Origin of the sequence: Microbacterium sp. R1 (assembly GCF_015159725.1) — a bacterium.
GTDB classification, from domain to species: Bacteria; Actinomycetota; Actinomycetes; order Actinomycetales; family Microbacteriaceae; genus Microbacterium; species Microbacterium oxydans.
Genome location: NZ_JADDUD010000001.1, coordinates 764,745 through 789,719, shown reverse-complemented (window position 1 = coordinate 789,719; position 24,975 = coordinate 764,745). Strand labels below are relative to the sequence as shown.

General features: G+C 69.1%; 26 protein-coding genes. 8 read left to right on the top strand and 18 right to left on the bottom strand.

Features of this window, described 5'->3' with window-relative positions; genetic code table 11:
* The first annotated feature begins 15 nt into the window (after positions 1 to 15).
* The 3 genes from aceA to ILP86_RS03925 all read left to right on the top strand — a co-directional run bounded on the left by aceA (position 16) and on the right by ILP86_RS03925 (position 3,666).
* Positions 16 to 1,341 carry an isocitrate lyase gene (aceA, locus tag ILP86_RS03935; protein ID WP_046747843.1) on the top strand — a complete coding sequence of 442 codons (1,326 nt, stop codon included), beginning with the start codon at positions 16 to 18 and terminating at the stop codon, positions 1,339 to 1,341.
* Positions 1,342 to 1,475: 134 nt separating this feature from the next.
* Positions 1,476 to 3,140 carry a malate synthase A gene (gene aceB / locus ILP86_RS03930; RefSeq protein ID WP_193761401.1) on the top strand — a complete coding sequence of 555 codons (1,665 nt, stop codon included), beginning with the start codon at positions 1,476 to 1,478 and terminating at the stop codon, positions 3,138 to 3,140.
* Between the two features lie 94 nt (positions 3,141 to 3,234).
* A complete protein-coding gene (locus ILP86_RS03925; RefSeq protein ID WP_141368715.1) occupies positions 3,235 to 3,666 on the top strand; it encodes a hypothetical protein in 432 nt (143 codons plus the stop codon).
* An 18-nt stretch (positions 3,667 to 3,684) separates the two neighbouring features.
* On the opposite strand, the gene ILP86_RS03920 is transcribed toward ILP86_RS03925, so the two are convergent.
* Positions 3,685 to 4,203, bottom strand: coding sequence for an Lrp/AsnC family transcriptional regulator (locus ILP86_RS03920; RefSeq protein ID WP_193761400.1), 519 nt, complete (start codon positions 4,201 to 4,203; stop codon positions 3,685 to 3,687).
* A gap of 104 nt (positions 4,204 to 4,307) precedes the next feature.
* Here ILP86_RS03920 and ald point away from each other — a divergent pair, with 104 nt between their 5' ends.
* The 3 genes from ald to ILP86_RS03905 all read left to right on the top strand — a co-directional run bounded on the left by ald (position 4,308) and on the right by ILP86_RS03905 (position 7,294).
* Positions 4,308 to 5,402, top strand: coding sequence for an alanine dehydrogenase (gene ald, locus ILP86_RS03915; protein ID WP_193761399.1), 1,095 nt, complete (start codon positions 4,308 to 4,310; stop codon positions 5,400 to 5,402).
* Between the two features lie 81 nt (positions 5,403 to 5,483).
* The gene (locus ILP86_RS03910; protein WP_061018092.1) at positions 5,484 to 6,683 is read left to right on the top strand and encodes a pyridoxal phosphate-dependent aminotransferase; all 1,200 of its coding nucleotides are present in this window, start codon (positions 5,484 to 5,486) and stop codon (positions 6,681 to 6,683) included.
* Between the two features lie 173 nt (positions 6,684 to 6,856).
* Complete coding sequence (locus ILP86_RS03905) at positions 6,857 to 7,294, top strand: hypothetical protein (RefSeq protein ID WP_151485311.1); 438 nt, start codon at positions 6,857 to 6,859, stop codon at positions 7,292 to 7,294.
* Here ILP86_RS03905 and ILP86_RS03900 read toward each other — a convergent pair.
* From ILP86_RS03900 to ILP86_RS03840, 13 genes are all read right to left on the bottom strand, one after another.
* A complete protein-coding gene (locus ILP86_RS03900; RefSeq protein WP_193761398.1) occupies positions 7,252 to 7,653 on the bottom strand; it encodes a VOC family protein in 402 nt (133 codons plus the stop codon). The two genes, ILP86_RS03905 and ILP86_RS03900, sit on opposite strands and share 43 nt — an antisense overlap.
* A 47-nt stretch (positions 7,654 to 7,700) precedes the next feature.
* A complete protein-coding gene (locus ILP86_RS03895; RefSeq protein WP_061018533.1) occupies positions 7,701 to 8,834 on the bottom strand; it encodes a UDP-N-acetylmuramate dehydrogenase in 1,134 nt (377 codons plus the stop codon).
* 13 nt (positions 8,835 to 8,847) lie between these two features.
* A complete protein-coding gene (locus ILP86_RS03890) occupies positions 8,848 to 9,246 on the bottom strand; it encodes a MaoC/PaaZ C-terminal domain-containing protein (RefSeq protein ID WP_061018535.1) in 399 nt (132 codons plus the stop codon).
* Positions 9,246 to 9,716, bottom strand: coding sequence for a MaoC family dehydratase N-terminal domain-containing protein (locus ILP86_RS03885; RefSeq protein WP_061018537.1), 471 nt, complete (start codon positions 9,714 to 9,716; stop codon positions 9,246 to 9,248). The genes ILP86_RS03890 and ILP86_RS03885 overlap by 1 nt, the downstream gene beginning before the upstream one ends.
* Positions 9,717 to 9,776: 60 nt before the next feature.
* Positions 9,777 to 10,979: a glycerate kinase gene (locus tag ILP86_RS03880; RefSeq protein WP_179515826.1), complete on the bottom strand. Its 1,203-nt coding sequence runs from the start codon at positions 10,977 to 10,979 to the stop codon at positions 9,777 to 9,779.
* Positions 10,980 to 11,095: 116 nt separating this feature from the next.
* The gene (locus ILP86_RS03875) at positions 11,096 to 12,673 is read right to left on the bottom strand and encodes an SLC13 family permease (protein ID WP_227750904.1); all 1,578 of its coding nucleotides are present in this window, start codon (positions 12,671 to 12,673) and stop codon (positions 11,096 to 11,098) included.
* Positions 12,670 to 13,329 (bottom strand): response regulator transcription factor, encoded by a 660-nt coding sequence (locus tag ILP86_RS03870; protein WP_046747831.1) that lies wholly within the window; start codon positions 13,327 to 13,329, stop codon positions 12,670 to 12,672. The genes ILP86_RS03875 and ILP86_RS03870 overlap by 4 nt, the downstream gene beginning before the upstream one ends.
* Position 13,330: 1 nt before the next feature.
* Entirely contained in the window at positions 13,331 to 14,905 is a 1,575-nt protein-coding gene (locus ILP86_RS03865) for an ATP-binding protein (protein ID WP_193761397.1), read from the bottom strand.
* On the bottom strand, positions 14,898 to 15,188 hold the full coding sequence (locus tag ILP86_RS03860) for a hypothetical protein (protein WP_179515824.1): 291 nt from the start codon (positions 15,186 to 15,188) through the stop codon (positions 14,898 to 14,900). Before ILP86_RS03860 ends, ILP86_RS03865 begins: the two co-directional genes overlap by 8 nt.
* 72 nt (positions 15,189 to 15,260) lie before the next feature.
* Positions 15,261 to 16,058 (bottom strand): sulfite exporter TauE/SafE family protein, encoded by a 798-nt coding sequence (locus tag ILP86_RS03855; RefSeq protein ID WP_193761396.1) that lies wholly within the window; start codon positions 16,056 to 16,058, stop codon positions 15,261 to 15,263.
* A gap of 48 nt (positions 16,059 to 16,106) precedes the next feature.
* Complete coding sequence (locus ILP86_RS03850) at positions 16,107 to 17,654, bottom strand: tripartite tricarboxylate transporter permease (protein WP_113680412.1); 1,548 nt, start codon at positions 17,652 to 17,654, stop codon at positions 16,107 to 16,109.
* On the bottom strand, positions 17,654 to 18,223 hold the full coding sequence (locus tag ILP86_RS03845) for a tripartite tricarboxylate transporter TctB family protein (RefSeq protein ID WP_218867297.1): 570 nt from the start codon (positions 18,221 to 18,223) through the stop codon (positions 17,654 to 17,656). Before ILP86_RS03845 ends, ILP86_RS03850 begins: the two co-directional genes overlap by 1 nt.
* 1 nt (position 18,224) lies before the next feature.
* Positions 18,225 to 19,244 carry a tripartite tricarboxylate transporter substrate binding protein gene (locus ILP86_RS03840; RefSeq protein ID WP_113680411.1) on the bottom strand — a complete coding sequence of 340 codons (1,020 nt, stop codon included), beginning with the start codon at positions 19,242 to 19,244 and terminating at the stop codon, positions 18,225 to 18,227.
* A 163-nt stretch (positions 19,245 to 19,407) separates the two neighbouring features.
* Between ILP86_RS03840 and ILP86_RS03835 the strand changes: the two genes are divergently transcribed.
* Both ILP86_RS03835 and ILP86_RS03830 read left to right on the top strand, forming a co-directional pair.
* On the top strand, positions 19,408 to 20,622 hold the full coding sequence (locus ILP86_RS03835) for a PAS domain-containing protein (protein ID WP_141368707.1): 1,215 nt from the start codon (positions 19,408 to 19,410) through the stop codon (positions 20,620 to 20,622).
* Between the two features lie 101 nt (positions 20,623 to 20,723).
* Positions 20,724 to 22,298 carry an AMP-binding protein gene (locus ILP86_RS03830; protein ID WP_193761395.1) on the top strand — a complete coding sequence of 525 codons (1,575 nt, stop codon included), beginning with the start codon at positions 20,724 to 20,726 and terminating at the stop codon, positions 22,296 to 22,298.
* Positions 22,299 to 22,367: 69 nt separating this feature from the next.
* On the opposite strand, the gene rplQ is transcribed toward ILP86_RS03830, so the two are convergent.
* The 4 genes from rplQ to rpsM form a co-directional block, all read right to left on the bottom strand.
* Positions 22,368 to 22,916: a 50S ribosomal protein L17 gene (gene rplQ / locus ILP86_RS03825; protein ID WP_061016852.1), complete on the bottom strand. Its 549-nt coding sequence runs from the start codon at positions 22,914 to 22,916 to the stop codon at positions 22,368 to 22,370.
* 33 nt (positions 22,917 to 22,949) lie between these two features.
* A complete protein-coding gene (locus tag ILP86_RS03820) occupies positions 22,950 to 23,939 on the bottom strand; it encodes a DNA-directed RNA polymerase subunit alpha (RefSeq protein WP_021201111.1) in 990 nt (329 codons plus the stop codon).
* A 134-nt stretch (positions 23,940 to 24,073) separates the two neighbouring features.
* Positions 24,074 to 24,472, bottom strand: coding sequence for a 30S ribosomal protein S11 (gene rpsK / locus ILP86_RS03815; protein ID WP_017829189.1), 399 nt, complete (start codon positions 24,470 to 24,472; stop codon positions 24,074 to 24,076).
* Between the two features lie 31 nt (positions 24,473 to 24,503).
* Positions 24,504 to 24,878 (bottom strand): 30S ribosomal protein S13, encoded by a 375-nt coding sequence (gene rpsM / locus ILP86_RS03810; RefSeq protein WP_017201568.1) that lies wholly within the window; start codon positions 24,876 to 24,878, stop codon positions 24,504 to 24,506.
* Positions 24,879 to 24,975: the final 97 nt, after the last annotated feature.

Sequence of the window (24,975 nt, the reverse complement as noted above, 5' to 3'; positions counted from 1 at the left end):
CACCGAGGAGACACCATGACGAACACCGCCAACACCCCGACGCCCCGCCCCGCCGGTCTGCGAGCCGGCGACCAGGTTCAGACGGCAGCCGAGCTCCAGGAGATCTGGGATACCGATCCCCGGTGGGACGGTGTCGAGCGCACCTACACGGCCGAGGATGTGATCCGCATCCGTGGATCGGTTCGCGAAGAGGCCACGCTCGCTCACCGCGGGGCCGACAACCTCTGGAACCTCTTGCACACCGAGGACTACGTCCGGGCGCTCGGCGCCTACACCGGAGGTCAGGCCGTGCAGCAGGTGCGGGCCGGCCTCAAAGCCATCTATCTCTCCGGATGGCAGGTCGCCGCCGACGGCAACCTCGCCGGTCAGACCTACCCCGACCAGTCGCTGTACCCCGCGAACTCGGTGCCGGCGGTCGTGCGCCGCATCAACAACGCGCTCATCCGCCAGGATCAGCTGGAGCACGCCGAGGGTGAGACCACGCAGGATTGGCTGGCCCCGATCGTCGCCGACGCCGAGGCCGGCTTCGGCGGACCGCTGAACGCTTACGAACTCGCGCAGTCGCTCATCCAGTCCGGTGCCGCCGGCATCCACTGGGAGGATCAGCTGGCGAGCGAGAAGAAGTGCGGCCACCTCGGTGGCAAGGTGCTCGTGCCCACCCAGCAGCACATCCGCACCCTGAACGCGGCCCGTCTCGCCGCTGACGTCGCCGGCGTCCCGACCGTCATCATCGCCCGCACCGATGCCCTCGCCGCCGACCTGCTCACCAGCGACGTCGACGAGCGCGACCAGCAGTTCACCACCGGCGAGCGCACCACCGAGGGGTTCTACCGGATCCGCCCCGGTCTGGAGTCTGTCATCAGCCGCGGCCTCGCCTTCGCCCCCTACGCCGACCTGTTGTGGGTCGAGACGGGAGAGCCCGACATCGAGCTCGCCCGCTCGTTCGCCGCGGCGATCCATGCACAGTTCCCCGGCAAGCTCCTGGCTTACAACTGCTCGCCGAGCTTCAACTGGAAGAAGCACCTGTCGGACGCCGAGATCGCGACGTTCCAGCAGGAGCTGGCTGACCTGGGCTACAAGTTCCAGTTCATCACGCTGGCCGGATTCCACGCCCTGAACTACTCGATGTTCGACCTCGCCCGCGGCTACGCGGATCGCGCCATGAGCGCCTACGTCGAGCTGCAGGAGGCCGAGTTCGCCGCAGAGGCGGACGGCTACACCGCCACCAAGCACCAGCGCGAGGCGGGCACCGGCTACTTCGACGTCATCTCCACCGCGCTCAACCCCGACAGCGCGACGCTCGCCCTCGCCGGCTCCACCGAAGCCGCGCAGTTCCACTGATCCCCACTTCGTTCCCGTCTCGCCGACACCCATCCCCGCCGTCGAGACCCACCGCCGCGATCGTCTGCAGCGTTGGGTCTCGGCGACCACCGTGGGTCTCGGCGGATGAGGACACCGACGTACAAGGACTCATCATGACCGCTCCCACGACCACCACGGCACCGATCCAGACGACCCAGCAGGGTCCGGCGATCGAGGTCACCGGCCCCATCCGCGACCGCTACGAGGAGATCCTCACGCCTGAGGCGATCGCCTTCCTCACCGAGCTGCACCATCGGTTCGCGTCCCGCCGTCACGACCGGCTCGCCGACCGGATGCGCCGACGCTTCGAGATCGGCAACGGGCACGACCCGAAGTTCCGCGACGACACGGCCCACATCCGCGAGGACCGGGACTGGCGGGTCGCCGGTGCCGGGCCCGGCCTCGAGGACCGCCGCGTGGAGATCACCGGACCCACCGACCCGAAGATGACCATCAACGCGCTCAACTCCGGCGCCCGCGTCTGGCTCGCCGACCAGGAGGACGCCACGAGCCCCACCTGGAAGAACGTCATCGAGGGTCAGCTCTCCCTCAAGGACGCGATCCGAGGAGAACTCTCCTTCACCGCCCCCGCCTCCGAATCCGGACCCGGCAAGGAGTACCGCGTCACCGCGGAGCGCACGCCCACGATCGTGATGCGCCCCCGCGGCTGGCACCTGCCCGAGAAGCACGTCGCCTTCATCGACCGGGCCGGCCGTCGCACCTCGGCATCCGGGTCGCTGGTCGACTTCGGTCTCTACTTCCTGCACAACGCACAGGCGCTGATCGAGGCCGGGCGAGGCCCGTACTTCTACATCGCGAAGCTGGAGTCGAGCGAAGAGGCGAAGCTGTGGGACGACGTCTTCTCGTTCAGCGAGGAGTACATCGGCATCCCGCACGGCACCATCCGCGCCACCGTGCTGATCGAGACGCTGCCCGCCGCGTTCGAGATGGACGAGATCCTGTACGAGCTGCGCGACCACTGCGCGGGCCTGAACGCCGGGCGCTGGGACTACATCTTCTCGATCATCAAGAACTACCGTGGCCGTGGGGCGCGCTTCGTGCTCCCCGACCGCAGCGAGGTCACGATGACGGTGCCGTTCATGCGGGCCTACACCGACCTGCTCGTGCAGACGTGCCACAAGCGCGGAGCCTTCGCGATCGGCGGCATGAGTGCGTTCATCCCGAACCGCCGCGACCCCGAGGTGACGGCGCGTGCGGTCGAGAAGGTGTCTGCCGACAAGAAGCGCGAGGCCGGAGACGGCTTCGACGGCACGTGGGTGGCGCACCCCGACCTGATCCCCACGGCGCAGGCTGAGTTCGACGCCGTGCTGGGCGACCGCCCGAACCAGGTCGACCGCCAGCGCGACGACGTGCACGTGGAGGCGCGCGACCTGCTCGACCTGCACATCGGCCGCCCGATCACCGCCCAGGGTGTGCGGGACAACGTGTCGGTCGCCATCCGCTACCTGGAGGCCTGGCTGCGCGGGCTCGGCGCTGTGGCGATCGACAACCTCATGGAGGATGCCGCGACCGCGGAGATCAGCCGCTCACAGGTGTGGCAGTGGATCCACCAGGACCGCACCACGCAGGACGGCACCCCCATCACGGCGGAGTACATCGAGGGGCTGATCGACCAGGTGCTCGCACAGGCGACCCGCAGCCACGGCGACCGCTACGACGACGCAGCGGAGATCTTCCGCGAGGTCGCCCTGCAGGAGGAGTTCCCGACCTTCCTCACGCTGGGCGCCTACAGCCGATACCTGATCGACGAGGACTGAGCACGAGTGGACGAGTCCCGGGCGGCAGGCAGCTGCGGCCCGGGACTCTCCCGCGTCCGGAGCCGAGGCGGCCACGCGGGCGTAGCCTGGAGGCATGACCGACGTCTGGGCGGACATCGCCACCGAGTTCCTGCACTTCTACCCGCGCGGGCGGCGGCTGCTCGCGGTGGCCGGCGCGGACGCCGAGCGCTCACGACAGGCAGGCGACGAACTCGCCACCGCTCTGACGGCGTCGGGACAGCAGGTCGTGCGCGAACACTCCGCAGAGGGCGACGAGACCGAGCTCCGCAGCGTGGTCACCGCGTTCCGGGAGGGACCGAAGAGCGACGACATCCTGCTCGTCTCCGGCCCAGCCGCCCTGATCGGCGAGCGCACCAGGGGAATGTGGAACTACGCCCTGTGGCAGTTGGCGGGCGACGAACCGCCCCACACCGTGGCGGGTTCGATCGTCGACGTCTCCGACCCGGCACATCCGAAGCGGCGGTTCGCGGACTACTGCGCCCTGCCCGCCTCCTACGGCGCCTGACGAGAACGCTCCGGCGCCTCAGCGGAAGGACGCGGCCACCGAGTTGCGGTGATAGTCGAACACGATGCTCGTGCGCGTGGAGGCGACACTGCTCTGCGCCGAGAGATGCTCGAGCACGAACTCACGCATCTCCGACGAGTCGGCGACCGCGATGTGCAGCAGGAAGTCGTCGTCGCCACCGAGGAAGAAGAGCTGGATCACCGGCGGCAGCACGCGCACGCGGTCCGCGAACTCGACGATGCTCTCCCTCCGTCCGCTCGGCCGCAGGGTCACGCCGATCACAGCCTGCAGCCCGGCACCCAGCATCCGCTCGTCCACACTCGCGTGGAACCCCGTGATCACACCGCGGTCCACCAGGGCGCGCAGGCGGGTGTGCGCCGTCGAAGGGGCGACGCCGAGTCGTCCGGCGAGTTCGGCGTTGGTCATGCGGCCGTCCGCCGTGAGCAGCTGCACGATCTTCGCGTCGACCGCATCGAGCGCCGGCGCCCGAACGGTATTCGGCTCCGGGGCCTCCGATGTCGTCTCCATACGAAGCATTATTCAGGATCCGCGTGCAGAGCGAATCATCTTCACGGATTCTGTTGTTCCGTCGATGTTTCTGCGATCCTGAGTGCCGCACCGCATCGAACCCTGGAGGATCAATGAAGATCGGCGTCCCCACCGAGGTCAAGAACAACGAGAACCGCGTCTCCCTCACCCCCGCCGGCGCCGACCGCCTGGTGCGCGAGGGCCACCAGGTGCTCGTGCAGTCCGGCGCAGGGCTCGGCTCGCGCATCACCGACGACGACTACCGCGCGGCCGGCGCCGACATCGTGGCGACCGCAGCCGACGCGTGGGGCGAGGCCGATCTGGTCATCAAGGTGAAGGAGCCGATCACTCAGGAGTACGGCTTCCTGCGCGATGACCTCACCCTCTTCACCTACCTTCACCTCGCCGCCGACCGCGCTCTGACGACCGCCCTCGTCGACGCGGGAACCACAGCCGTGGCGTATGAGACCGTGCAGCTTCCCGACCGCAGCCTGCCCCTGCTCGTGCCGATGAGCGAGATCGCCGGACGCCTGTCGGTCACCATGGGCTCGTATTCGCTGCTGCGGTCTCAGGGCGGACGAGGGATGCTCCTCGGTGGCATCGCCGGCACGCCGCGTGCCAAGACCGTCGTCATCGGTGGCGGCGTCGCGGGCGAGCACGCCGCGGCGAACGCACTCGGACTCGGCTCGAAGGTCACCGTGATCGACGTCTCCCTGCCGCGCCTGCGTGAGCTCGAGCACCGCTACGGCGGCGCTCTCGAGACCCGCGCATCGAGCCGCTACGACATCGCCGAGGAGTTGAAGAGCGCCGACCTCGTGATCGGGTCCGTGCTGATCCCGGGTGCCGCCGCTCCCAAGCTGGTGACCGACGACATGGTCGCCGCGATGAAGCCGGGCTCGGTGCTCGTCGACATCGCGATCGACCAGGGCGGATGCTTCGAGGGGTCGCGCCCGACCACCCACGACGACCCCACGTTCGCCGTGCACGACTCGATCTACTACTGCGTCGCGAACATGCCGGGCGCGGTGCCGGAGACGGCGACCCGTGCGCTGACCAACGCGACCCTCCCCTACGTCTCGGCGATCGCAGGCAAGGGCTGGGAGCGTGCGGCGGCTGAGGACGCGGCGCTCGCGAAGGGGCTGAACGTGCAGGGCGGACGCATCACGCTCCCGGCCGTCGCGCAGGCCCACGGACTCACGACCGACTGACCTTCCGAACCCGAAAGAACTCCGGATCTTGGCGGCATCCCACACCTCTCCTGCCGCACCGACCCGAGTACGCTCGTAATCGTGACCGAACGCGCTCCTCTCTCTCGCAAGCTGTCCGCCATCGCCGAGTCCGCGACCCTCAAGGTCGACGCCAAGGCCAAGGCCCTCAAGGCCGAAGGCAAGGACGTCATCTCATACGCTGCCGGCGAGCCCGACTTCGCGACGCCGCAGTTCATCGTCGATGCGGCGGCCGAAGCTCTGGCCGACCCGGCCAGCTACCGGTACACGCCCGCTCCCGGCCTCCCGGCGTTGCGCGAGGCGATCGCGGCGAAGACCCTCCGCGACTCGGGCCTCGAGGTGTCGCCGAGCCAGGTCATCGTCACCAACGGCGGCAAGCAGTCGGTCTACCAGGCCTTCCAGGCCGTGGTGAACCCGGGCGACGAGGTGCTGCTGCCCGCGCCGTACTGGACCACGTACCCCGAGGCGATCCGCCTCGCCGACGGCACCCCCGTCGAGGTCTTCGCCGGCGCCGACCAGGAGTACAAGGTCACGGTCGAGCAGCTCGAGGCCGCTCGTACCGCCCGCACCACCGCACTCGTGTTCGTCTCACCGTCGAACCCCACCGGCTCCGTCTACACCGCCGAGGAGACCAGAGCCATCGGCGAGTGGGCGCTCGAGCACGGCATCTGGATCATCAGCGACGAGATCTACCAGAACCTCACCTACGAGGGAGTCAAGGCCACCTCGATCGTCGAAGCCGTCCCCGAGGTCGCCGGCCAGACGATCCTGGTCAACGGCGTCGCGAAGACCTACGCCATGACCGGCTGGCGCGTGGGCTGGATGGTCGGTCCGGCCGATGCCATCAAGGTCGCGGGCAACCTGCAGTCGCACCTCACCAGCAACGTGAACAACGTCGCCCAGAAGGCTGCGATCGCCGCCCTCACCGGTCCGCAGGACGAGGCCGAGCAGATGCGACAGGCCTTCGACCGCCGCCGCCAGGTCATCGTCTCCGAGCTGTCGAAGATCGACGGCCTCGTGGTGCCGAACCCGCTGGGCGCGTTCTACGTGTACCCCGACGTGCAGGGTCTGCTCGGTCGCACCTGGGGCGGTGTGACGCCGACCACCTCGCTCGAGCTCGCCGACCTCATCCTCGACCAGGCCGAGGTGGCCGTCGTGCCCGGTGAGGCCTTCGGCCCCTCCGGTTACATCCGCATGTCGTACGCACTGGGCGACGAGCAGCTGCTCGAGGGCGTCCAGCGCCTGCAGCGTCTGTTCGCCTGAGTCGCGTCATACCCCCGGCACCCCCGTCGAGACCCATTGCACTCGCCGAGACCCACTCCTGCAGTCGCTTGCGGGCGTGGGTCTCGGCGTCGACGATGGGTCTCGACGCGGGTGAGGGGTGAGGGGTGAGGGGTGAGGGGTGAGGGGTGAGGGGGGATACTGGAGGTGTGGGGATGGAGAGGGACGAAGTGGAGGGTGAGGGGATGCCTGTGAGTCTGCGGGTGGCCTTCGCCATCCTGATCACGGTGACCGTGCTGATCTTCTTCGCCTCGCTCCTGGTCGCCCCCTTCCTCTGGTACTGGGGAGGAGAGTGGCGAGCGTTGCTCAGTGTGCTCCCCTTCGTACCGGTGGTCGTCTACGCGACCATCACCGTGCTCGTCACAAGAGGAAAGTCGTGGGCCCGATACGCGACCGTGCTGTTCCCGCTCCCGCTCGCGCTCTACGTCCCTGCGGCAACGGGCACGACCTGGGAGTTCCCGGTCGGCCTCGCGGCCCTCGTCCTCACCACCACGGCGGTCGTGTTGATCTTCCTGCCGTCGTCTCGTCCCTACTTCGGCAGGGACACACCTCAGTCCTCGGGGTGGAAGCCGATCAGCCAGCGGACGCCGTAGCGGTCGACGAGCGTGCCGTCGAAGTCTCCCCACGGACGCTTCTGCAGCGCGTCGATGACTCGTCCGTCTGCCGCCAGCTTGTCGTACCAGTCGGTGAGGGTCAGGGCATCCGCTGTGCCGAGGAGCGAGAGGAACATGCCGCTCATCTGCACCGCGTCGTCATCCGCACCCGCATCCGCCCCGGCGACCTCGACCGGCCCGCTCAGCTGTCCGTGCGCGACCGCGTCGCCCGGACCGTCGTGGCGTCCTGCCGTGGCATAGTTGAGCAGCTGGAGCTCACCGCCGAACACCGATCGATAGTGACCGAGCGCCTCTGCGGCGTTGCCGGGGAACAACAGGTACGGGATCAGTCCGCTCATGCCGCGAGTGTAGCCGCGACCGACGACGTGCCCTACCCCTCGACGCTCTAGAGCTCGACGCCGACGAGAACGGGCTCCGGCTGCAGCACGAGACCGAACTCGGCGTGCACCCTGCTCTGGATGAACCGCGCGAGCTCGGCGACCTCACCAGCGGTCGCGCCACCTCGGTTGGTCAGAGCGAGCGCGTGCTTCGTCGACACGGATGCGCGGGAGTGCGGCAGCTTGAACCCCTTGCGGATGCCTGCCTGCTCGATGAGCCACGCCGCGCTCACCTTGACGTCGGAGACGGCGGCCGGCTTCGACAGCGGCACCTGCCCGTCGTAGGACGCGAGCGGGATGACCGTCACGGCATCGAGGTCGGGGGCGACCGGCCAGCGCGGGCATTCCGGCGGCAGCGCTGCGGCCACGGTCGCCGTCACGATCGCGTTCTGGAAGAACGAGCCGACACCGTGGGTGTCCGGGTCGTCCGCATCGAGCAGCATGCCCTTCGATGCCCGAGTCGCCAGGATGCGCTCCCGCACCCAGCCCAGCGGAACCGGGGTGTCGTCCGTGAGGCCGAGCGCCCGACGCAGCTGCTCGCCGCGCACCACGCGCTCACCGGCGACCAGCAGGTCGACGGTCACCGAGAGGATCACGGCACGGCGCAGCGGCACGCTGCCGTGGTGATGCTTGAGCACCGAGGTGCGGAAGCCCAGCCCGAGTTCCGCGGCGGGAACGGTCGAGACCTCGCCGGTCGCTTCGTCGATCAGCTCGACCTCGACCAGCGTCTCCTGGATCTCCTGGCCGTACGCGCCGATGTTCTGCACGGGGGCCGCGCCGACGGTACCGGGGATCCCGCTCATCGCCTCGAGACCCGCGTAGCCGTGCGCGACGGCGTACGCGACGAAGTCGTCCCAGCCGTGTCCGGCCTGCGCACGCAGACGGATGCGACCCGCGTGGGGGGACGGCAGCTCGTCGATGCCCTCGGTGCGCACGCGGATGACCGTGCCCTCGAACGGCTCGTCGCCCACGAAGAGATTGGATCCGCCACCGAGGACGAACCACTCGTCGCCCCGCGCCCAGGTCTCGCGCAGAGCCTCGACCAGTCCGGAAGTCGTCGTCGCCTCGAACATCCGCTCCGGCGCCGCGCCCGTGCGCAGTGTGGTCAGCTCCGCGAGCCGGACCGCCTCGATCTCCCGCATCAGACCGTCCTCATCAGACGGCGACGCGCAACTGCGCCTTGACGAGCACGGTGGTGTCGCCGAACGTGACCTTGAGGTCGATGCGGGCGACCTCCTCGTCGACAGCGCCGACGGTGGCCACGACGGTGACATCGGCGCCCTCGACCGGGTCGACCACGACGGGCTTGGTGAAGCGCACCCCGTAATCGAGGATGCGCGTCTCCGGTGCGAGTGCGGCGACGACCACCGACGAGGCGATGCCCATCGTGAGCATGCCGTGCGCGAGCACGCCGGGGAGCCCGACAGAGGCCGCCACGTCGTCGCGGTAGTGGATGGGGTTGAAGTCCCCGGATGCTCCCGCGTAGCGGACGAGCGATTCGCGGGTGAGGTGCACGGTGCGCTCGGCGACCACGTCTCCGACGGTGTAGCCCATCAGGCGGCCCCCTCTTCCTCGGCGCTCGGCTCGGCTCCGACGAGCAGCACGCTGGTGGCGGTCACGACGTGGGCTCCCGCCGGGTCGGTGATCTCGGCCTCGCTGGTGATCATCGCGTTCCCGCCCATCATGCGGATGCCGGTGACCCGCAGCTGGGCGGTGAGCTCATCTCCTGCGACGATCGGGCGCGTGTAGGTGAAGCGCTGCTCTGCGTGGATGGTGCGCTCGAGCGCGATGCCGGAGTCCTCCTGACCCAGCAGCTGCTGAAGCGTGAGGTCTTGGATGACCATCGCGAACGTCGGCGGCGCCACGACGTCGGAGAAGCCGGCTGCGCGGGCCGCCTCGACGTCGGTGTGCTGCGGGGCGTCGGCGAAGACGGCACGAGCGAACTCGCGCACCTTCTCCCGGCCGACGAGGTACGGGGCCGTCGGCGGGAACTCCCGGCCGACCAGATCTTGGTTCACTGCCACCCCTCGATCCTACCGAGGCCGCGCCGTGCGTCAGGCCCGCAGCCGGCGCTCGGGCACGCTTCAGGCGGCCCGCGCCGACATCGCCGATCCGAGCAGGACCATCCGCATGCTGCGCTCCGCGGCGTCTCGCAGCAACGCCTCGCCCTGCTCCACCGCCTGCTCGAGGGGCATCGGCACGGTGAGGATCGAGGCGATCGCGTCGATGCCGATGTCGTGCACGGTCGGAGCACCGACGCCCAGAGACCCGGCGATTCCGAGCACGGGGACGCCGGCGACGCGGGCGCGCATGGCGATCTCGGCCGGCACCTTTCCGCGCGGAGTCTGGAAGTCGATGGCGCCTTCCGCCGTGATGACCAGGTCGGCCATGGCCATCAATCCGTCGATCGGCTCCGGCAGCAGGTCGCTGTCCAGCAGCACCTCGAAGCGCGGAGCGAGGCGGGCGCCGAGCACTGCGGCCAGCCCGGCCCCGAGACCGCCCGATGCGCCAGTGCCTCCGCCGGTGCGCACATCCATCGCGGCACCGAACGGGCTCTGCTCCTCGAGGAGAGCAGCCCAGATGTCGAGCGCCTCGGCCAACTGCTCCACCTGCTCCGGTGTCGCCCCCTTCTGCGGTCCGAACACCCTGGCGACGCCGCGCGGACCGCACAGCACGTTGTGGATGTTACACGCGAGCACGATCTCGACTTCGCCGATGCGCGGATGGAGGCCTGACAGATCGAGGTGCACCGCGTCCCGGAGGTGCCGACCGCCCGCAGCCACCGGCGCGCCATCGCGATCGAGGATGCGGGCCCCGAGGGCTTCGAGTGCGCCCGCGCCCCCATCGCTCGTCCCCGAGTCGCCGCAGCCGACCACGATCCGCTCGGCACCCGAGTCCAACGCGGCCGCGATCAGCTCGCCGACACCGTGGGTCGTGGTCGCACCGGGGTCGCGGCGGTCGCGCGGCACGAGTCGCAGCCCCGCGGCGGATGCCATCTCCACCACGGCGGTTCCCGAGCCGCGCCCTCCGAGCCGCGCCCACTGCGCATCGACCGCGTCGCCGACGGGCCCCGTCACCCGGGCGGCGATGAGTTCGCCGCCCGTCGCCGCGGCGAGCGCGGCTGCCGTGCCCTCCCCGCCGTCCGGCACCGGATACTCGTCCACCTGCACGCCGGGGATGACCCGGCGCACACCGGCGGCGATCGCCTGCGCGACGGCCTCGGCGCTCAGGCTCTCCTTGAATCCGCTGGGTGCGACCAGGATGCGCTGCGGGATGTGGATGGACATGATTCCTCCTTCTGCGCCCGAACGGGCGACGAGCGCCCGGTGTGCGGGCACGACGAGCACCGGTGCACCGGCGGCGCACGCGGAGTGAAGCGGGTGGGTGAACGGGACGCTGCGGGTCAGAGCAACAGAGGCAGCCCCATCGACGGCCATACCCAGAGGGCGAACACCGCGACGAGCACGAACATCGCGGGAGCCAGTACCACCGAGAGTCGACGCAGATCCAGCGGACTGAAACCACCGCTGACGATGTCGGGGTCAGCGAACATCGCGACGGGTTTCGCCGAACTGGGAAGCGTGTGGCAGAACCCGGCAGCCGCGGTCGAGGCGAAGGCTGCAGCCATCGGTGAGACGCCGAGGGCGGGAGCGAGCGCGACCACGACGGGGATGATCGCCGCGGAACGGGCCGACCGCGAGGGGATCAGCAGATGCGCCGCCGTCGAGATCGCGATGACGACGAGCACGAAGGCCACGGCCCCTGCAGCGCCGAGTCCACGCAGCGGTGCGAGCGCGGACGAGCTCAGCCACGCGGCAGCGCCCGTGGTGGTGAGCGCGGACGCCAGCGCGAGGGTGGCCGCGAGGAACAGCAGCAGCGACCACGGCACGCGCTTGATCGCGGCGGGGAACGTCAGGCAGCCGATCCCCGGCGTCACGGCGGCGACGGCCCCGAGGAGCGCGACCAGGGCGGGCGACAGATGGTGCAGCGGCTCGGTGGCCCAGAGCAGGATCACCGCCCCCAGCAGCAGGGCAGCTCGTCGCTCCAGGGTGCTGAGCGGCCCGGTCACGGCCGTCGACGCGGAGCGGCCGATCTCCGCAGTGCTCAGTCGAAGACGTGTGGTGCGGTCTTCGCTCCGGGTGAAGCGCCAGAGGATGATCTCGCACGCCAGGTGCGACGACACCACGGCGAGCGGCAGTCCGAGCCAGAGCCAGCTCGAGAACGTGAAGCCCTCCTCCCCTGCGGCGCGCAGCAGCTGGTCCGTGACGATGTGAGCTCCGGCCCCGAGCAGCGAGCCGACAGCCGACAGCAGCACCACGGTCGGCATCAGGAGCGCCAGCGCACGGATCACCCTGTCGCGTCCGGGAAGCGCGGTGGCGACCGCGGTATGCACGGGGACGGCGAGCGCCGCCCGCCCTGACGTCGCCGGCACGGCGAAAGCGGTGAGCGTGAGCGCGACCGTCATGAGGTGGAACAGGCTCCGTGGACCCCGCGCGAATCGCAGCAGGTGGGCGGCGCCACGCAGGGCCAGTCCCGAGGTGGCCACCGCGGAGGCGATCACGAACGCCCCGATGAGCAGCCAGATCGTCTCGTCGCCGAGCGAGGCGAAGAAGTCGCGTGCCGGCAGTACCCCGGTGACGATGAGGGCGATCGCGGCGAGGAAGGCGACGAGTGTGTCGTCCAGACGCGTCGAGGTCCATGCCCATACGGCGAGCAGGAAGACCGCGAGCGTCACCGCGATCGGCAGGGTGGGCGCGCCGCTCCCCGGCGATCGGGTCAGCGCGGCCAGGAGCATCGCGCCCCCGGCCGTCAGCACGAGCCCGAGCGCGACCACGCGGAGCGCACCCGCGCGCCCGAGCCGCCGGCGCACGGATCGGCGTTCGACGGGCAGCGGTCGGCGCTCGGGCGGCATGGTCGCGAAGCGTGCCCGCTCGACCACCGCCTCCCCCACGGGCGACGTGTTCTCGGAACGAGTGTTCATCGGAACCGGTATCCCGCCCCGCGCACGGTCTCGATGCGGTCGACGCCGATCTTGCCGCGCAGCGCCCGCACGTACACGTCGACCACATTGGAGGCCGGATCGAAGTCCATCCCCCAGACGTGACCGATCAGCTGGTCGCGCGACAGCACCTGACCGGCGTTCTGCAGGAACACCTCGAGCAGCGCGAACTCACGCGAGGTGAGTTCGCGCATGTCTCCGTCGACCGTGACGGTACGGGCCCGCACATCGACCCGCACATCGCCGTGAGTGAGCACCGGACCGGCAGTCCGCCCCTCGCCGTCGCCGATCCGCAACCGCACACGTGCGATGAGTTCAGCGAACTGGAACGGCTTGGTGACGTAGTCGTTGGCCCCGCTCTCCAGGCCGCGCACGGTGTCGATGACAGAATCGCGGGCGGTGAGGATGATCACCGGCGTCGCGACGCCCTCGCCACGAAGGTTGGCGAGCACGTCGAATCCGTCCATGCCCCCGAGCCCGATGTCCAGCAGCACCAGGTCGAACGTGCCGCTGCGCGCCATCAGCAGGGCGGTGTGTCCGTCAGCGGCCTCGGCTGTCTCGTAGCCGGCTGCGCGCAGACCCCGCCGCACGAACGAGGTGATGTGCGGGTCGTCTTCGGCGATCAGGATGCTGCGCATCTCACTCGCTCCTCTCTGATGCGGACTGTGGCCGCACGGTGGTCGGGGCGGTGGTCGGGGCGGGGAGGTCGATGCCGAAAGTGGCCCCTTCCCCGAAGACGCTGTCGACCCAGGCTGAGCCGTCGTGCCCGTCGGTGATCGCCCGCACGATCGCGAGTCCGAGGCCCGAACCGCGGCGTGCGCCGGAGCTGTCTCCGCGGGCGAAACGCTCGAAGATGCGCTCGGCGTCAGCCGCTGCGACCCCGGGGCCGCTGTCGCGCACCCACAGCCGCAGTCGGCGTTCGCCGCCCTCGCCGTCGAAGCGCGAGCCGATCAGGATGCGGTCACCCTGCTCCGTGACCTGCACCGCGTTCGCCGCGAGTTGCAGCACGGCCTGGGTGACCCGCTGCGGGTCGAGAGGCGCTGTGCCTTCCGCCACTTCCATGAGCTGCCAGCGGCGATCACCGAGGTTCTGCGCCTTGGCCTCGATGTCGAGGGTGAGGGCGGCGACGTCGCAGTCGGCGACGCGCACGAAGTCGGGCTGCTCGGCACGGGCGAGGACGAGCAGGTCGGTGACGATGCGGCTCATCCGATCGAGCTCGTCGCTCACGAGTCGCAGGGTCGCCGCCCGCTCCTCCGGCTCCTCGCTCAAGAGCTCCAGCTGCCCGCGGACGATCGTGATCGGCGTGCGCAGCTCGTGCCCGGCGTCGTCGACGAACCGCTGCTGCGTGGCGTGCACGGCTTCGAGGCGGTCGAGCATCTGGTTGAAGGTGGTGGCCACGGCGGCGATGTCATCCGTCCCGTCGACCGGCACCCGCGCGGAGAGATCGTGCTCGCCGATGTCGCGGGCGACGCGGTAGACCTCACGCACGGGGGCGAGGATCTGGCCGGCCACGAGCCAGGCGACGCCTGAGCTGAGCACGATGCCGATCAACGCGACCCACGCGATCGTGGTGAACCCGGCATCGACCTGGGATCGCGCTTCCTGCGTGTACTGCACGATCAGGACGGCACCGGCGCGGTCGCCTGCGGTGAATTCCAGCCTCCCCCAGCGCAGGGGCCCCGCGTCCGGCGCCTCCATCGCACCGGAGGACGCCGACTGGCCGAGCAGACCGGTCACGAGCGCTTCTCCCCCTGGCACGGCGGAGAGCGCGGCAGGATCCGTCGCCTCCACCCGTCCGTTCGCGACGGCGATCACCTCGCCGCCGACCGACGCGACGACGACCTCGTTCTCGTGCACGGACTGCCGGGCGACGTACTCGCTGACCAGTTCCTCCGGGGTGGTGTGGCCGCTGACCGCGGCGTCCTCCGCGAAACGGGCGAACTCCGCGGCCTCCTGCTCGATCTCCGCATTGGCCGACTGCTCGACACCCGCGAGGAAGATGCTCCGACCGATCATGCCGACCGCGAGCAGCGTGATCGCGGTGCTGAGGATGATCCACAGGGTGATCCGCCAGCGCGCGGGCAGGGTGCGGCGGCGCAGCGTGCGCAGCGGCGCACCGGTCGATGCGGAGACGTGGGGGATCGCTCGCGCATTCCGCGGCGCCGCGGAGCCGGCGCCCTCGAGGTCGAGGGGCAGCGTGGGCGCATCAGTCATCGTCGCCGCCGTCGTCGTCATCGTCGTCACCTGCGGGCGGCGCTGGTGGCGCGGGAGCAGGGGCCGGAGCAGGGGGTGGGGCAGGTGCGGGAGCCGGTACGACCGGAGCTGGTGCGGGTGCCGGTTCCTCGCTCGGCGCCGGCGGTGCCAGCTGCACCGTGACGGGCTCGGAGGGGATCTGCGGTGACGGCGGCATCTGCGCCAGCACGACGCTTCCGACCGCGAAGGCGACCGGGATCGCGATCAGCGCGCCGGTGGCGAGAAGGCGTCGTGGGGTGGTCATGTCCCCAATGATGCCCGTCGATGATGATGCGCAGATGAGCCGTGGATGAAGATCCTTTCATCCACGCGGGGCTCAGGCGCGCTTACGACCCTTGATCGCCTTGATGGCCATCTGCGCCGCGATCACGACCAGATATGCCGCGAACAGCATGTTGCCCAGGGTGGGGTCGACGATGGTGGCCAGCCACGCGCCGAGAGCTGTCGTCGTGCAGGCGGAGACGCCGATGAGCAGCGCCGCGAGCAGATCGACGTTGCGGTTGCGGAAGTTCCCCACGGTGCCCGAGATCGCCGTCGGAATCATCATGAGCAGCGAGGTGCCCTTGGCGACCAGGTCGCTCGTGCCGAAGGCCAGCATCAGCACGGGGACGACGATCACTCCGCCGCCGACGCCGATCAGCCCGGCGAGGATACCGGTGCCGACGCCGACTCCGACGAGGGCGAGGCCGCTCAGCCAGGAGAGTTCGAACACGGCATCGCGCGACGGGATCACGAGGAAGAGGCTGACGATCACGACGACGAGGAAGCCGACGAAGCCCCAGCGCAGGGCGGTCTGCGAGATGCGCGGCAGCAGTCGTGTGCCGATCTGCGCCCCCACCACGGCACCTGCGGCGAGGATGATCGCAGGGATCCAGGCCACCGATCCGGTCGTCGCGTACGAGATCACTCCCACGCCGGCGGTCGGCACGATCGCAGCGAGCGAGGTGCCGGCTGCAAGGCGCTGATCGAAGTGCAGCAGGAGCACCAGCAGCGGGACGATGACCGTGCCGCCTCCCACGCCGAAGAGACCGGAGAGGAGGCCTGCGAGAAGGCCGATCCCGATGAACGCCGTGTAGGCACGAGGCCCTCGTGCGGGAGCCTGGGCATCATTCACCGGATCAGCCTACTCGCGGCCTCCTGTCCGCTCGAATCCGCTCCCGGATCAGACCTCGGAGTCGGCCTTGATCGGCACGGCGATCGACTCGGTGAGAGCCTGCTCGTACCGGCGCTGACGGCGTCGCAGCCACAGGCCCCCGACGATCAGCAGTGCGAGCACCCCGTAGGCGATGGCGGCGAACGGCTGCATGACCAGCGTGCTCAGGTCGCCCTGGCTCAGCTGCAGTGCCTTGCGCAGCTGCTCCTCCGCCATCGGTCCGAGGATCATCCCGACCACGAGCGGCGCGACGGGGTATCCGTATCTGCGCATGAAGTAACCGAGGATGCCGACGATCAGCAGGATCACGATGTCCGACGGTGAGCTGTGCAGCGCATACGCACCGAACACCGCGAACAGCAGAATGCCCGCGTACAGGTACGGCCGCGGGATCTGCAGCAGCTTCACCCACATGCCCACGAGCGGAAGGTTGAGCACGATCAGGATGACATTGCCGATGTAGAGGCTCGCGATGAGCGCCCACACCAGATTCGACTGGCTCTCGAACAGCAGCGGCCCCGGCTGGATGCCGTAGGACTGGAACGCGGTGAGGATGATCGCCGCGGTCGCCGTGGTCGGCAGGCCCAGGGTGAGCAGAGGCACCAGCACACCGGCCGCGGCGGCGTTGTTGGCCGACTCGGGCCCGGCGACCCCCTCGATCGCGCCGCGCCCGAACTCGTCCTTGTGCTTCGACAGCTTCCGCTCCGTCGCGTAGGACAGGAACGTGGCCACGTCCGCGCCACCGGCGGGGATCGTCCCGATCGGGAACCCGATCGCGGTGCCCCGCAGCCAGGGCCTCCAGGACCTGCGCCAATCGGACTTCGTCATCCAGGACCGCCACCCACGGGTGACCGGGATCACGTCGATGCCGCCGTGTCGCAGTCGGGCCGCGATGTAGAACGTCTCACCGACCGCGAACAGCCCGACCGCGACCAACACGATGTCGACGCCGTCGGAGAGCGCGGGCAGGCCCAGCGTGTAGCGCTGCTGACCGGAGAGCCAGTCGGTGCCGACGAGCCCGAGGAACAGGCCGACGCCGAGCGAGAGCATGCCGCGCGAGATCGAGCTGCCGATCAGCGCACCGACCGTGATGAACGCGATCACGATGAGGGCCACGTAGTCGGCGGGTCCGAGGTTCACCGCGAACTGCGCGAGCAGCGGAGCGAGGAGGGTCAGCCCGAGGGTCGCCAGCGTGCCGGCGATGAACGATCCGATGGCGGCGGTGGCGAGGGCGGCGGCACCGCGTCCCATCCTGGCCATCTTGTTGCCCTCGATGGCCGTGACGATCGAGGCCGACTCCCCCGGGGTGTTCAGGAGGATGCTCGTGGTCGAGCCGCCGTACATGCCGCCGTAGTAGATGCCCGCGAAGGTGATCAACGCGGCGGCGGGGTCGAGCGTGTAGGTGAGGGGCAGCAGCAGCGCCACCGTCATGGCGGGGCCGATACCGGGGAGCACGCCGACCGCGGTGCCCACGAAGACTCCGAGGAAGGCGAACGCGAGGTATTCGGGCTGCAGCGCGGTCGCGAAGCCCTCCAGGAGCAGAGTCCAGCTGTCCATCAGAACATCCTTCCGAGCCAGCCGAGGGCCGGTCCCCACGGCAGCGACAGACCGAGCAGACCGCCGAAGACGACCTGGATCACGAGCGCCACGACGATGCCGACGAGGAACGCCATCCACCACCGCTTGGCGGCGAGCGACCACGCCACCCCGCCGAACAGCAGGGCTGCAGCGGGTGCCCAGCCGAGGGGTTCGATCAGGAGCAGGTGCGCGACGACGAGGCCGGCCAGCTTGGCGAGGGTGACCCAGTCGGTGGGCAGACTCTCATCGATGTCTTCCGCCTCCTCGGCACCGCCGCGCTCCCCGCGCAGCACGCCGACGAGCACAGCGACCGCGGAGGCGAGCAGGATCACGGAGACGAAGATCGGGAAGACCGTGGGGCCGGCCTTCATGCCGACGGGGACATGGATCAGGAAGATGCCGACGACGGCGAAGACACCGAGCGCGACCATGATTCCGGCGAACACGAGTTCGCCGACGGGGACGGAGGGAGAGCGGCGTGCGGGCCGACCGCCGTGGTCGACCCGCACCCCCTGCTCCCCTGTCCCCGACGATGCGGGGACCGTCATGTCACTGCACCAGACCGATGTTCTTCAGCGTCGCGGTGACCTCTTCGATGTTCCCCGTGAGGAACTCGTCGAACTCCTCGCCCACCAGGAACGCGTCGGTCCAGCCCTTGGTCTCGAGCTGCTCCGTCCAGGCTTCGGACTCGTGCAGTTCGGTGATCACCCGCACGAGCTCGTCCTTCTCGCCGTCGGAGATGCCGCCGGGAGCGATCACCCCGCGCCAGTTGGTGAGCACCACATCGTAACCCTCTTCTGTGATGGTCGGTACATCGGGAAGCTGCGACACCGGCTCGTCGCTGGACACCGCCAGGGCCTTGAGCGCGCCGCTCTCGACGTGCTGGGCGAACTCGCCCACCCCCGAGATGCCCGCAGCGACCTTGCCGCCGATGAGGAGCGGAACGGCCTCCCCGCCGCCGGAGTTCGGAGTGTAGTTGAGCTTCTCCGCGATCTCGGCGCCGTCGAGCCCGGCCTCCTCGAGCATGAGTCCGGCGAGGATGTGGTCGGCGCCGCCCGCGGAGCCGCCCGTGATCGTGACGGACTGGCCGTTGTCGACGATGTCGTCCACGAGGTCTTCCAGGGTGTCGTACTTCGAGTCGGCCGGCACCACCACGACGAGCGGCTCGTCGGTGAGCCGGGCGATCGGGGTGGTGTCCTCGATCCGCACCGCCGAGGCGTTGGTCTCGACCGCGCCGACCATGACCAGACCCATCACCATCAGCGTGTTCGGGTCCTTCTCGTTCGCGAGCTGCGCGAGGCCGACGGTGCCGCCTGCACCGCCGACGTTGGTCACGGGAGCGGAGGTCACGAGGTCGTCCTGGGTGAGCACCTGCGAGAGGGCACGTCCGGTCTGATCCCATCCACCACCGGGGTCCGCCGGCACGACGATCGACACGTCGGTGATCGCGGCGACCTCCGCTTCCCCTCCCGCGTCGTCGGTCGCTGCGCTGCCTCCGGCGCACGAGGTGAGTGTGAGTGCGGCCACCGCGGCCAGGGCGGTCCACGTTCCGATGCGTGCGTTCTTCATGTGCGCTCCTCCTTGAGCGTTCGTGATGCTGTGGATCCACCATGGAGGTCGGAGTACCGGTGCTCCAGCTTCGGAAACCATTGGTCGGAGTTTCGGAACTATTGGTCGCGAGCGGCTCCCGACCCCGCTCGCGCCCCACTCGTGGAGAGGCCAGAATGAGCACGTGGCCTCGAAGATGACGCTCCGCGTGCAGTTGCTCGTGCTGCAAGCGCTGATCGTGTTCCTGGTGACCCTGGCGACCGGCATCGTGGCCGGAGCGTTCCAGGAACAGGCGCTCCGCGAGGCCTACAAGGATCGGATGCAGGCCGTCGCGCAATCGGTCGCCGCCCTCCCCACGGTGCACGCGGCCTTCGACGACGTCGAGCCGTCCGCCGTGATCCAGCCGATCGCCGAGGTCATCCGCGAGGCATCCGATCTCGCCTACGTCGTCGTCGCCAACGAAGAGGGCATCCGCTATTCCCACCCGAACCCCGACCGCATCGGCGAGAAGGTCTCCACCGACCCGTCGATCCCGCTCTCGGGCGAGATCTACGTCGGCACGCAGACCGGCACGCTGGGCACCTCCTGGCGGGTCAAGGTGCCCATCCGCGACGACGAGGGCGACGTGATCGGCACCGCGTCCGTCGGCATCCTCGAGTCGGAGCTCAGCGAGGAGTTCTCGTCCAACCTGGTGTGGTTGATCTCCGCCATGCTGGCCGCCGCGGTGCTCGGAGTGTTCGGATCCGCGTGGGTGACCTCGATCATCCGTCGGCGCATCTACCGTCTCGAGCCGCATCAGATCGCCGCCCTCGTCAAGAACCAGGAGACGACGTTGCACGGTCTCAGCGAAGGGGTCATCACGGTGGACGACGGCGGACGGATCACGCTCGTGAACGACGCCGCCGCCCGCTTCCTGGGCCGAGACGCGGCTGACCTCGACGGTGAGCCCGCCGCCGACGCGCTCGGCGAGGAGCTCACGACCGTGCTCCGAGAGGGCGAGTCGGCCGGACGGCCGGTGATCGTGGGGTCGCACGTGCTCGTCGCCCGGAGCACCGGAAGCGATGCGGGCACCGGTGGCATCGGCGCGACGCTCCTGCTGCGCGATCACACCGAGCTGCACGACGTGGTCCGCCGCGTGGAGGCGGCGGATGCCATCATCGCCTTCCGACAGCGGCTCGGCCTGCCCAAGGGCCTCAGCGCGGAGACGCTCGACCGGGTCTCCGCCGCCCTCGTCGCCCGCCCCGATGCGTCGGCGACCGAGATCGGCGAAGACCTCGACATCTCGCGCGTCAGTGCCCGCCGCTACCTCGAGCACCTCGCCGCGTCCGGCAGTGCGACGCGCTCCCTCGACTACTCGACCAAGGGCCGCCCGAGCACCCGGTATCGCGCCGCCGTCTGACTCTCGGACGTACGCCATTCCCCTGGGACGCAGTGCCATTGTGTGCGACACTGGATCGCATCCGACGACGTCGTCAGCCTGCCCGGATCGAAGGAGATCTCATGGTTCGCAGTACCTATCCCGATGTGGAGATCCCCGAGGTCTCCATCCACCAGTTCCTCTTCGGCGACCTCACCGACGCCGAACTCGACACCGTCGCGCTCGTCGACGGCGTGAGCGGCGCGACCACGACCTATCGTCAACTCGTCGGGCAGATCGATCTGTTCGCCGGCGCTCTCGCGGCGCGTGGGGTGGGAGTCGGCACGACGGTCGGGGTGCTCTGCCCCAACGTCCCCGCTTTCGCGACCGTGTTCCACGGCATCCTCCGCGCGGGGGCGACGGCCACCACGATCAACTCCCTCTACACGGCGGAGGAGATCGCGAATCAGCTCACAGATGCCGGCGCGACCTGGCTCGTGACGGTCTCCCCGCTCCTCCCCGGAGCTCAGGCCGCTGCCGAGAAGCTCGGCTTCGACGCCGATCATGTGATCGTGCTCGACGGCGCGGACGGACACCCATCGCTCGCTGCGCTCCTCGGCGAAGGGCACCCGGCACCGGCTGTGTCCTTCGACCCGTCCACCCACCTCGCCGTGCTCCCCTACTCCTCGGGAACGACCGGACGCCCGAAGGGCGTGATGCTCACGCACCGCAACCTGGTCGCGAACGTGTCGCAGTGCGGCCCGGTGCTCGGCGTCGATGCGAGCGACCGGGTGCTCGCCGTCCTGCCCTTCTTCCACATCTACGGCATGACGGTGCTGCTGAACTTCGCACTGCGACAGCGCGCCGGACTCGTCACGATGCCGAAGTTCGACCTTCCCGAGTTCCTGCGCATCATCGCCGAGCACCGCACCACGTGGGTGTTCGTCGCTCCCCCGATCGCGGTCGCCCTTGCGAAGCACCCGATCATCGACCAGTACGACCTCTCCTCTGTGAAGGTCATCTTCTCCGGCGCCGCCCCTCTCGACGGAGCGCTGGCCTCGGCGGTGGCCACCCGGCTGGGCTGTATCGTCACCCAGGGCTACGGCATGACCGAGACCAGTCCCGCCGTGAACCTCACCTCCGAGACACGCACCGACATCGACCGCTCGAGCATCGGTCCCCTCGTTCCGAACACGGAAGCACGCCTCGTCGACCCCGAGTCGGGCGAGGACGTCACGGTGCCCGAGTCGGGAACGAGCGAGCCCGGTGAGCTGTGGGTGCGCGGCCCCCAGGTGATGGTCGGGTACCTCAATCGCCCGGATGCCACGGCGGAGATGCTCGACGCCGATGGTTGGTTGCACACCGGCGATGTGGCGACTGTCACGCACGACGGCATCTACCGGATCGTCGACCGGCTCAAGGAGCTCATCAAGTACAAGGGCTATCAGGTGGCACCCGCCGTGCTGGAAGCCGTGCTGCTCGAGCACCCCGCCATCGCCGATGCGGCCGTCATCGGTGCCTTCGATGAAGACGGGCAGGAGGTGCCGAAGGCGTTCGTCGTCCGTCAGCCGAGCGCCGACCTCGATGCAGAATCGGTCATGGCGCACGTGGCCGCGCACGTGGCACCGCACGAGAAAGTCCGGCAAGTGGAGTTCATCGATGTGATCCCCAAATCGAGCTCGGGGAAGATCCTGCGCAAGGATCTGCGCGCGCGCTGACGACGTCGCCCGGAACACGAAGAAGCCCGCCACCCCGAAAGGGCGGCGGGCTTCTTCGTGAGCGAGTGCTTACTCGGACTTCTTCTCGACAGCGTCCTCGGCAGCAGCCTCAGCGGCTTCGCCTTCGGCCTGCGACTCGGCGCCGGCCTCGACGGTCTCGTCGGCGGGAGCCTCCTCAGCGGGAGCCTCCTCGACGACCTCAGCCGGCTTCTCGGCCTTCGGAGCAGCAGCCTTCTTGGTCGACTTCGCCTTCGGGGTGACGGGCTCGAGGACGAGCTCGATCACGGCCATCGGAGCGTTGTCGCCCTTGCGGTTGCCGACCTTCGTGATGCGGGTGTAGCCACCCTCACGGTCCGCGACGAGCGGCGCGATCTCGGAGAACAGGACGTGCACGACTTCCTTGTCACCGATGACCGAGAGCACGCGACGACGCGCGTGCAGGTCGCCACGCTTGGCGAACGTAATCAGTCGCTCGGCGAGCGGACGAAGGCGCTTCGCCTTGGTCTCGGTCGTCTTGATCGACTTGTGGGTGTAGAGCGCCGCCGCGAGGTTGGCAAGCATCAGGCGCTCGTGGGCGGGGCCGCCTCCGAGGCGGGGACCCTTAGTGGGCTTGGGCATAATCGTCTAACTCCTGGTCAGAAAGGTCGGGTATCAGAAGGACTCGTCTTCGCTGCCGCCGTAGAAGTGGGCGCCGTCGAAACCGGGCACCGAATCCTTGAGCGACAGACCGAGCGAGATGAGCTTGTCGCGCACCTCGTCGACCGACTTCTGGCCGAAATTGCGGATGTTCATGAGCTGCGTCTCCGACAGGGCGACGAGCTCGGAAACGGTGTTGATGCCCTCACGCTTCAGGCAGTTGTACGAGCGGACCGACAGGTCGAGGTCCTCGATCGGCATCGACAGCTCGCTGGAGTTCACTGCCTCCACCGGCGCCGGGCCGATCTCGATGCCCTCGGCCTCGACGTTCAGCTCGCGGGCGAGACCGAACAGCTCGGTGAGCGTCTTCGCAGCCGAAGCGACGGCGTCGCGGGGGCTGATCGCCGACTTGGTCTCGACATCCAGGACGAGCTTGTCGAAGTCGGTGCGCTCCCCGGCACGGGTCGCGTCGACGCGGTAGCTGACCTTGAGGACCGGCGAGTAGATCGAGTCGATCGGGATCTGACCGGCCTCGGCGTACTCGTTGCGGTTCTGCGTCGCCGAGACGTAGCCACGGCCACGCTCGATGGTGAGCTCGAGCTCGAACTTCGCGGTGTCGTTCAACGTCGCGATGACGAGCTCGGGGTTCTGCACCTCGACACCGGCCGGAGCCGAGATGTCAGCGGCGGTGACTTCGCCCGCACCGGTCTTGCGCAGGTACGCGGTGATGGGCTCATCGCGCTCCGACGAGACGACGAGCTGCTTGATGTTGAGGATGATCTCGGTGACATCCTCCTTCACGCCGGGGATGGTGCTGAACTCGTGCAGCACGCCGTCGATGCGAACGCTGGTGACAGCAGCACCGGGGATCGACGACAGCAGGCTGCGGCGCAGCGCGTTGCCGATCGTGTAACCGAAGCCGGGCTCCAGAGGCTCGATGATGAACCGGCTACGGTTCTCGACGATCTTTTCCTCGGTCAGTGTGGGACGCTGTGCAATAAGCACTCTGTGTTCCTTTCGATCACATGCCCGCTATATGACATGTGGTGGGGTGAGGTTTTGAGTTGTGGAAGTCGATGCCCGCACGCGGGCGTCGAGCCGCTCAGACCGCGAAGGGACCGAGCGGCTCGACACGCGAATCAGACGCGGCGACGCTTCGGCGGACGGCAGCCGTTGTGTGCCTGCGGGGTGACGTCCTGGATCGAGCCGACCTCGAGGCCTGCGGCCTGGAGCGAGCGGATCGCGGTCTCGCGGCCGGAGCCCGGACCCTTCACGAGGACGTCGACCTTCTTGACGCCGTGCTCCGCAGCCTGACGGGCAGCGGACTCGGCAGCCATGCCGGCGGCGTACGGGGTCGACTTGCGGGAGCCCTTGAAGCCCACGCCACCCGACGATGCCCAGGCGATGACGGCGCCGGACGGGTCGGTGATCGAGACGATCGTGTTGTTGAACGTCGACTTGATGTGGGCCTGGCCCAGCGCGATGTTCTTCTTTTCCTTGCGGCGCGGCTTGCGCGCGGCGGCCTTGGGTGCAGCCATGAAAGTGTTCTCCTAGTCCCTGGGGCCGCGCTTAGCGGGCCTTCTTCTTGCCTGCGACGGTGCGCTTCGGGCCCTTGCGGGTACGGGCGTTGGTCTTGGTGCGCTGACCACGGACCGGGAGACCACGACGGTGGCGGATGCCCTCGTAGGAGCCGATCTCGACCTTGCGGCGGATGTCTGCTGCAACCTCGCGGCGCAGGTCACCCTCCACCTTGTAGTTGCCTTCGATGTGGTCGCGGAGGGCGATCAGCTGGTCGTCGCTGAGGTCCTTCACGCGGATGCTCTCGTCGATGTCCGTCGCCTTGAGGATCTCGACCGAGCGGGTACGGCCGACGCCGTAGATGTAGGTAAGGGCGATCACCACGCGCTTGTCGCGCGGGATGTCAACGCCGGCAAGACGTGCCATGCGGTTCTCCTGGGTGTTGTGGAGGTGTGGAACAGGATCGGTGCCCGGGCCTCCGCCCCGAGGTGTCCCCCGCATGCGCGGGTTCTGATCCTGCCGT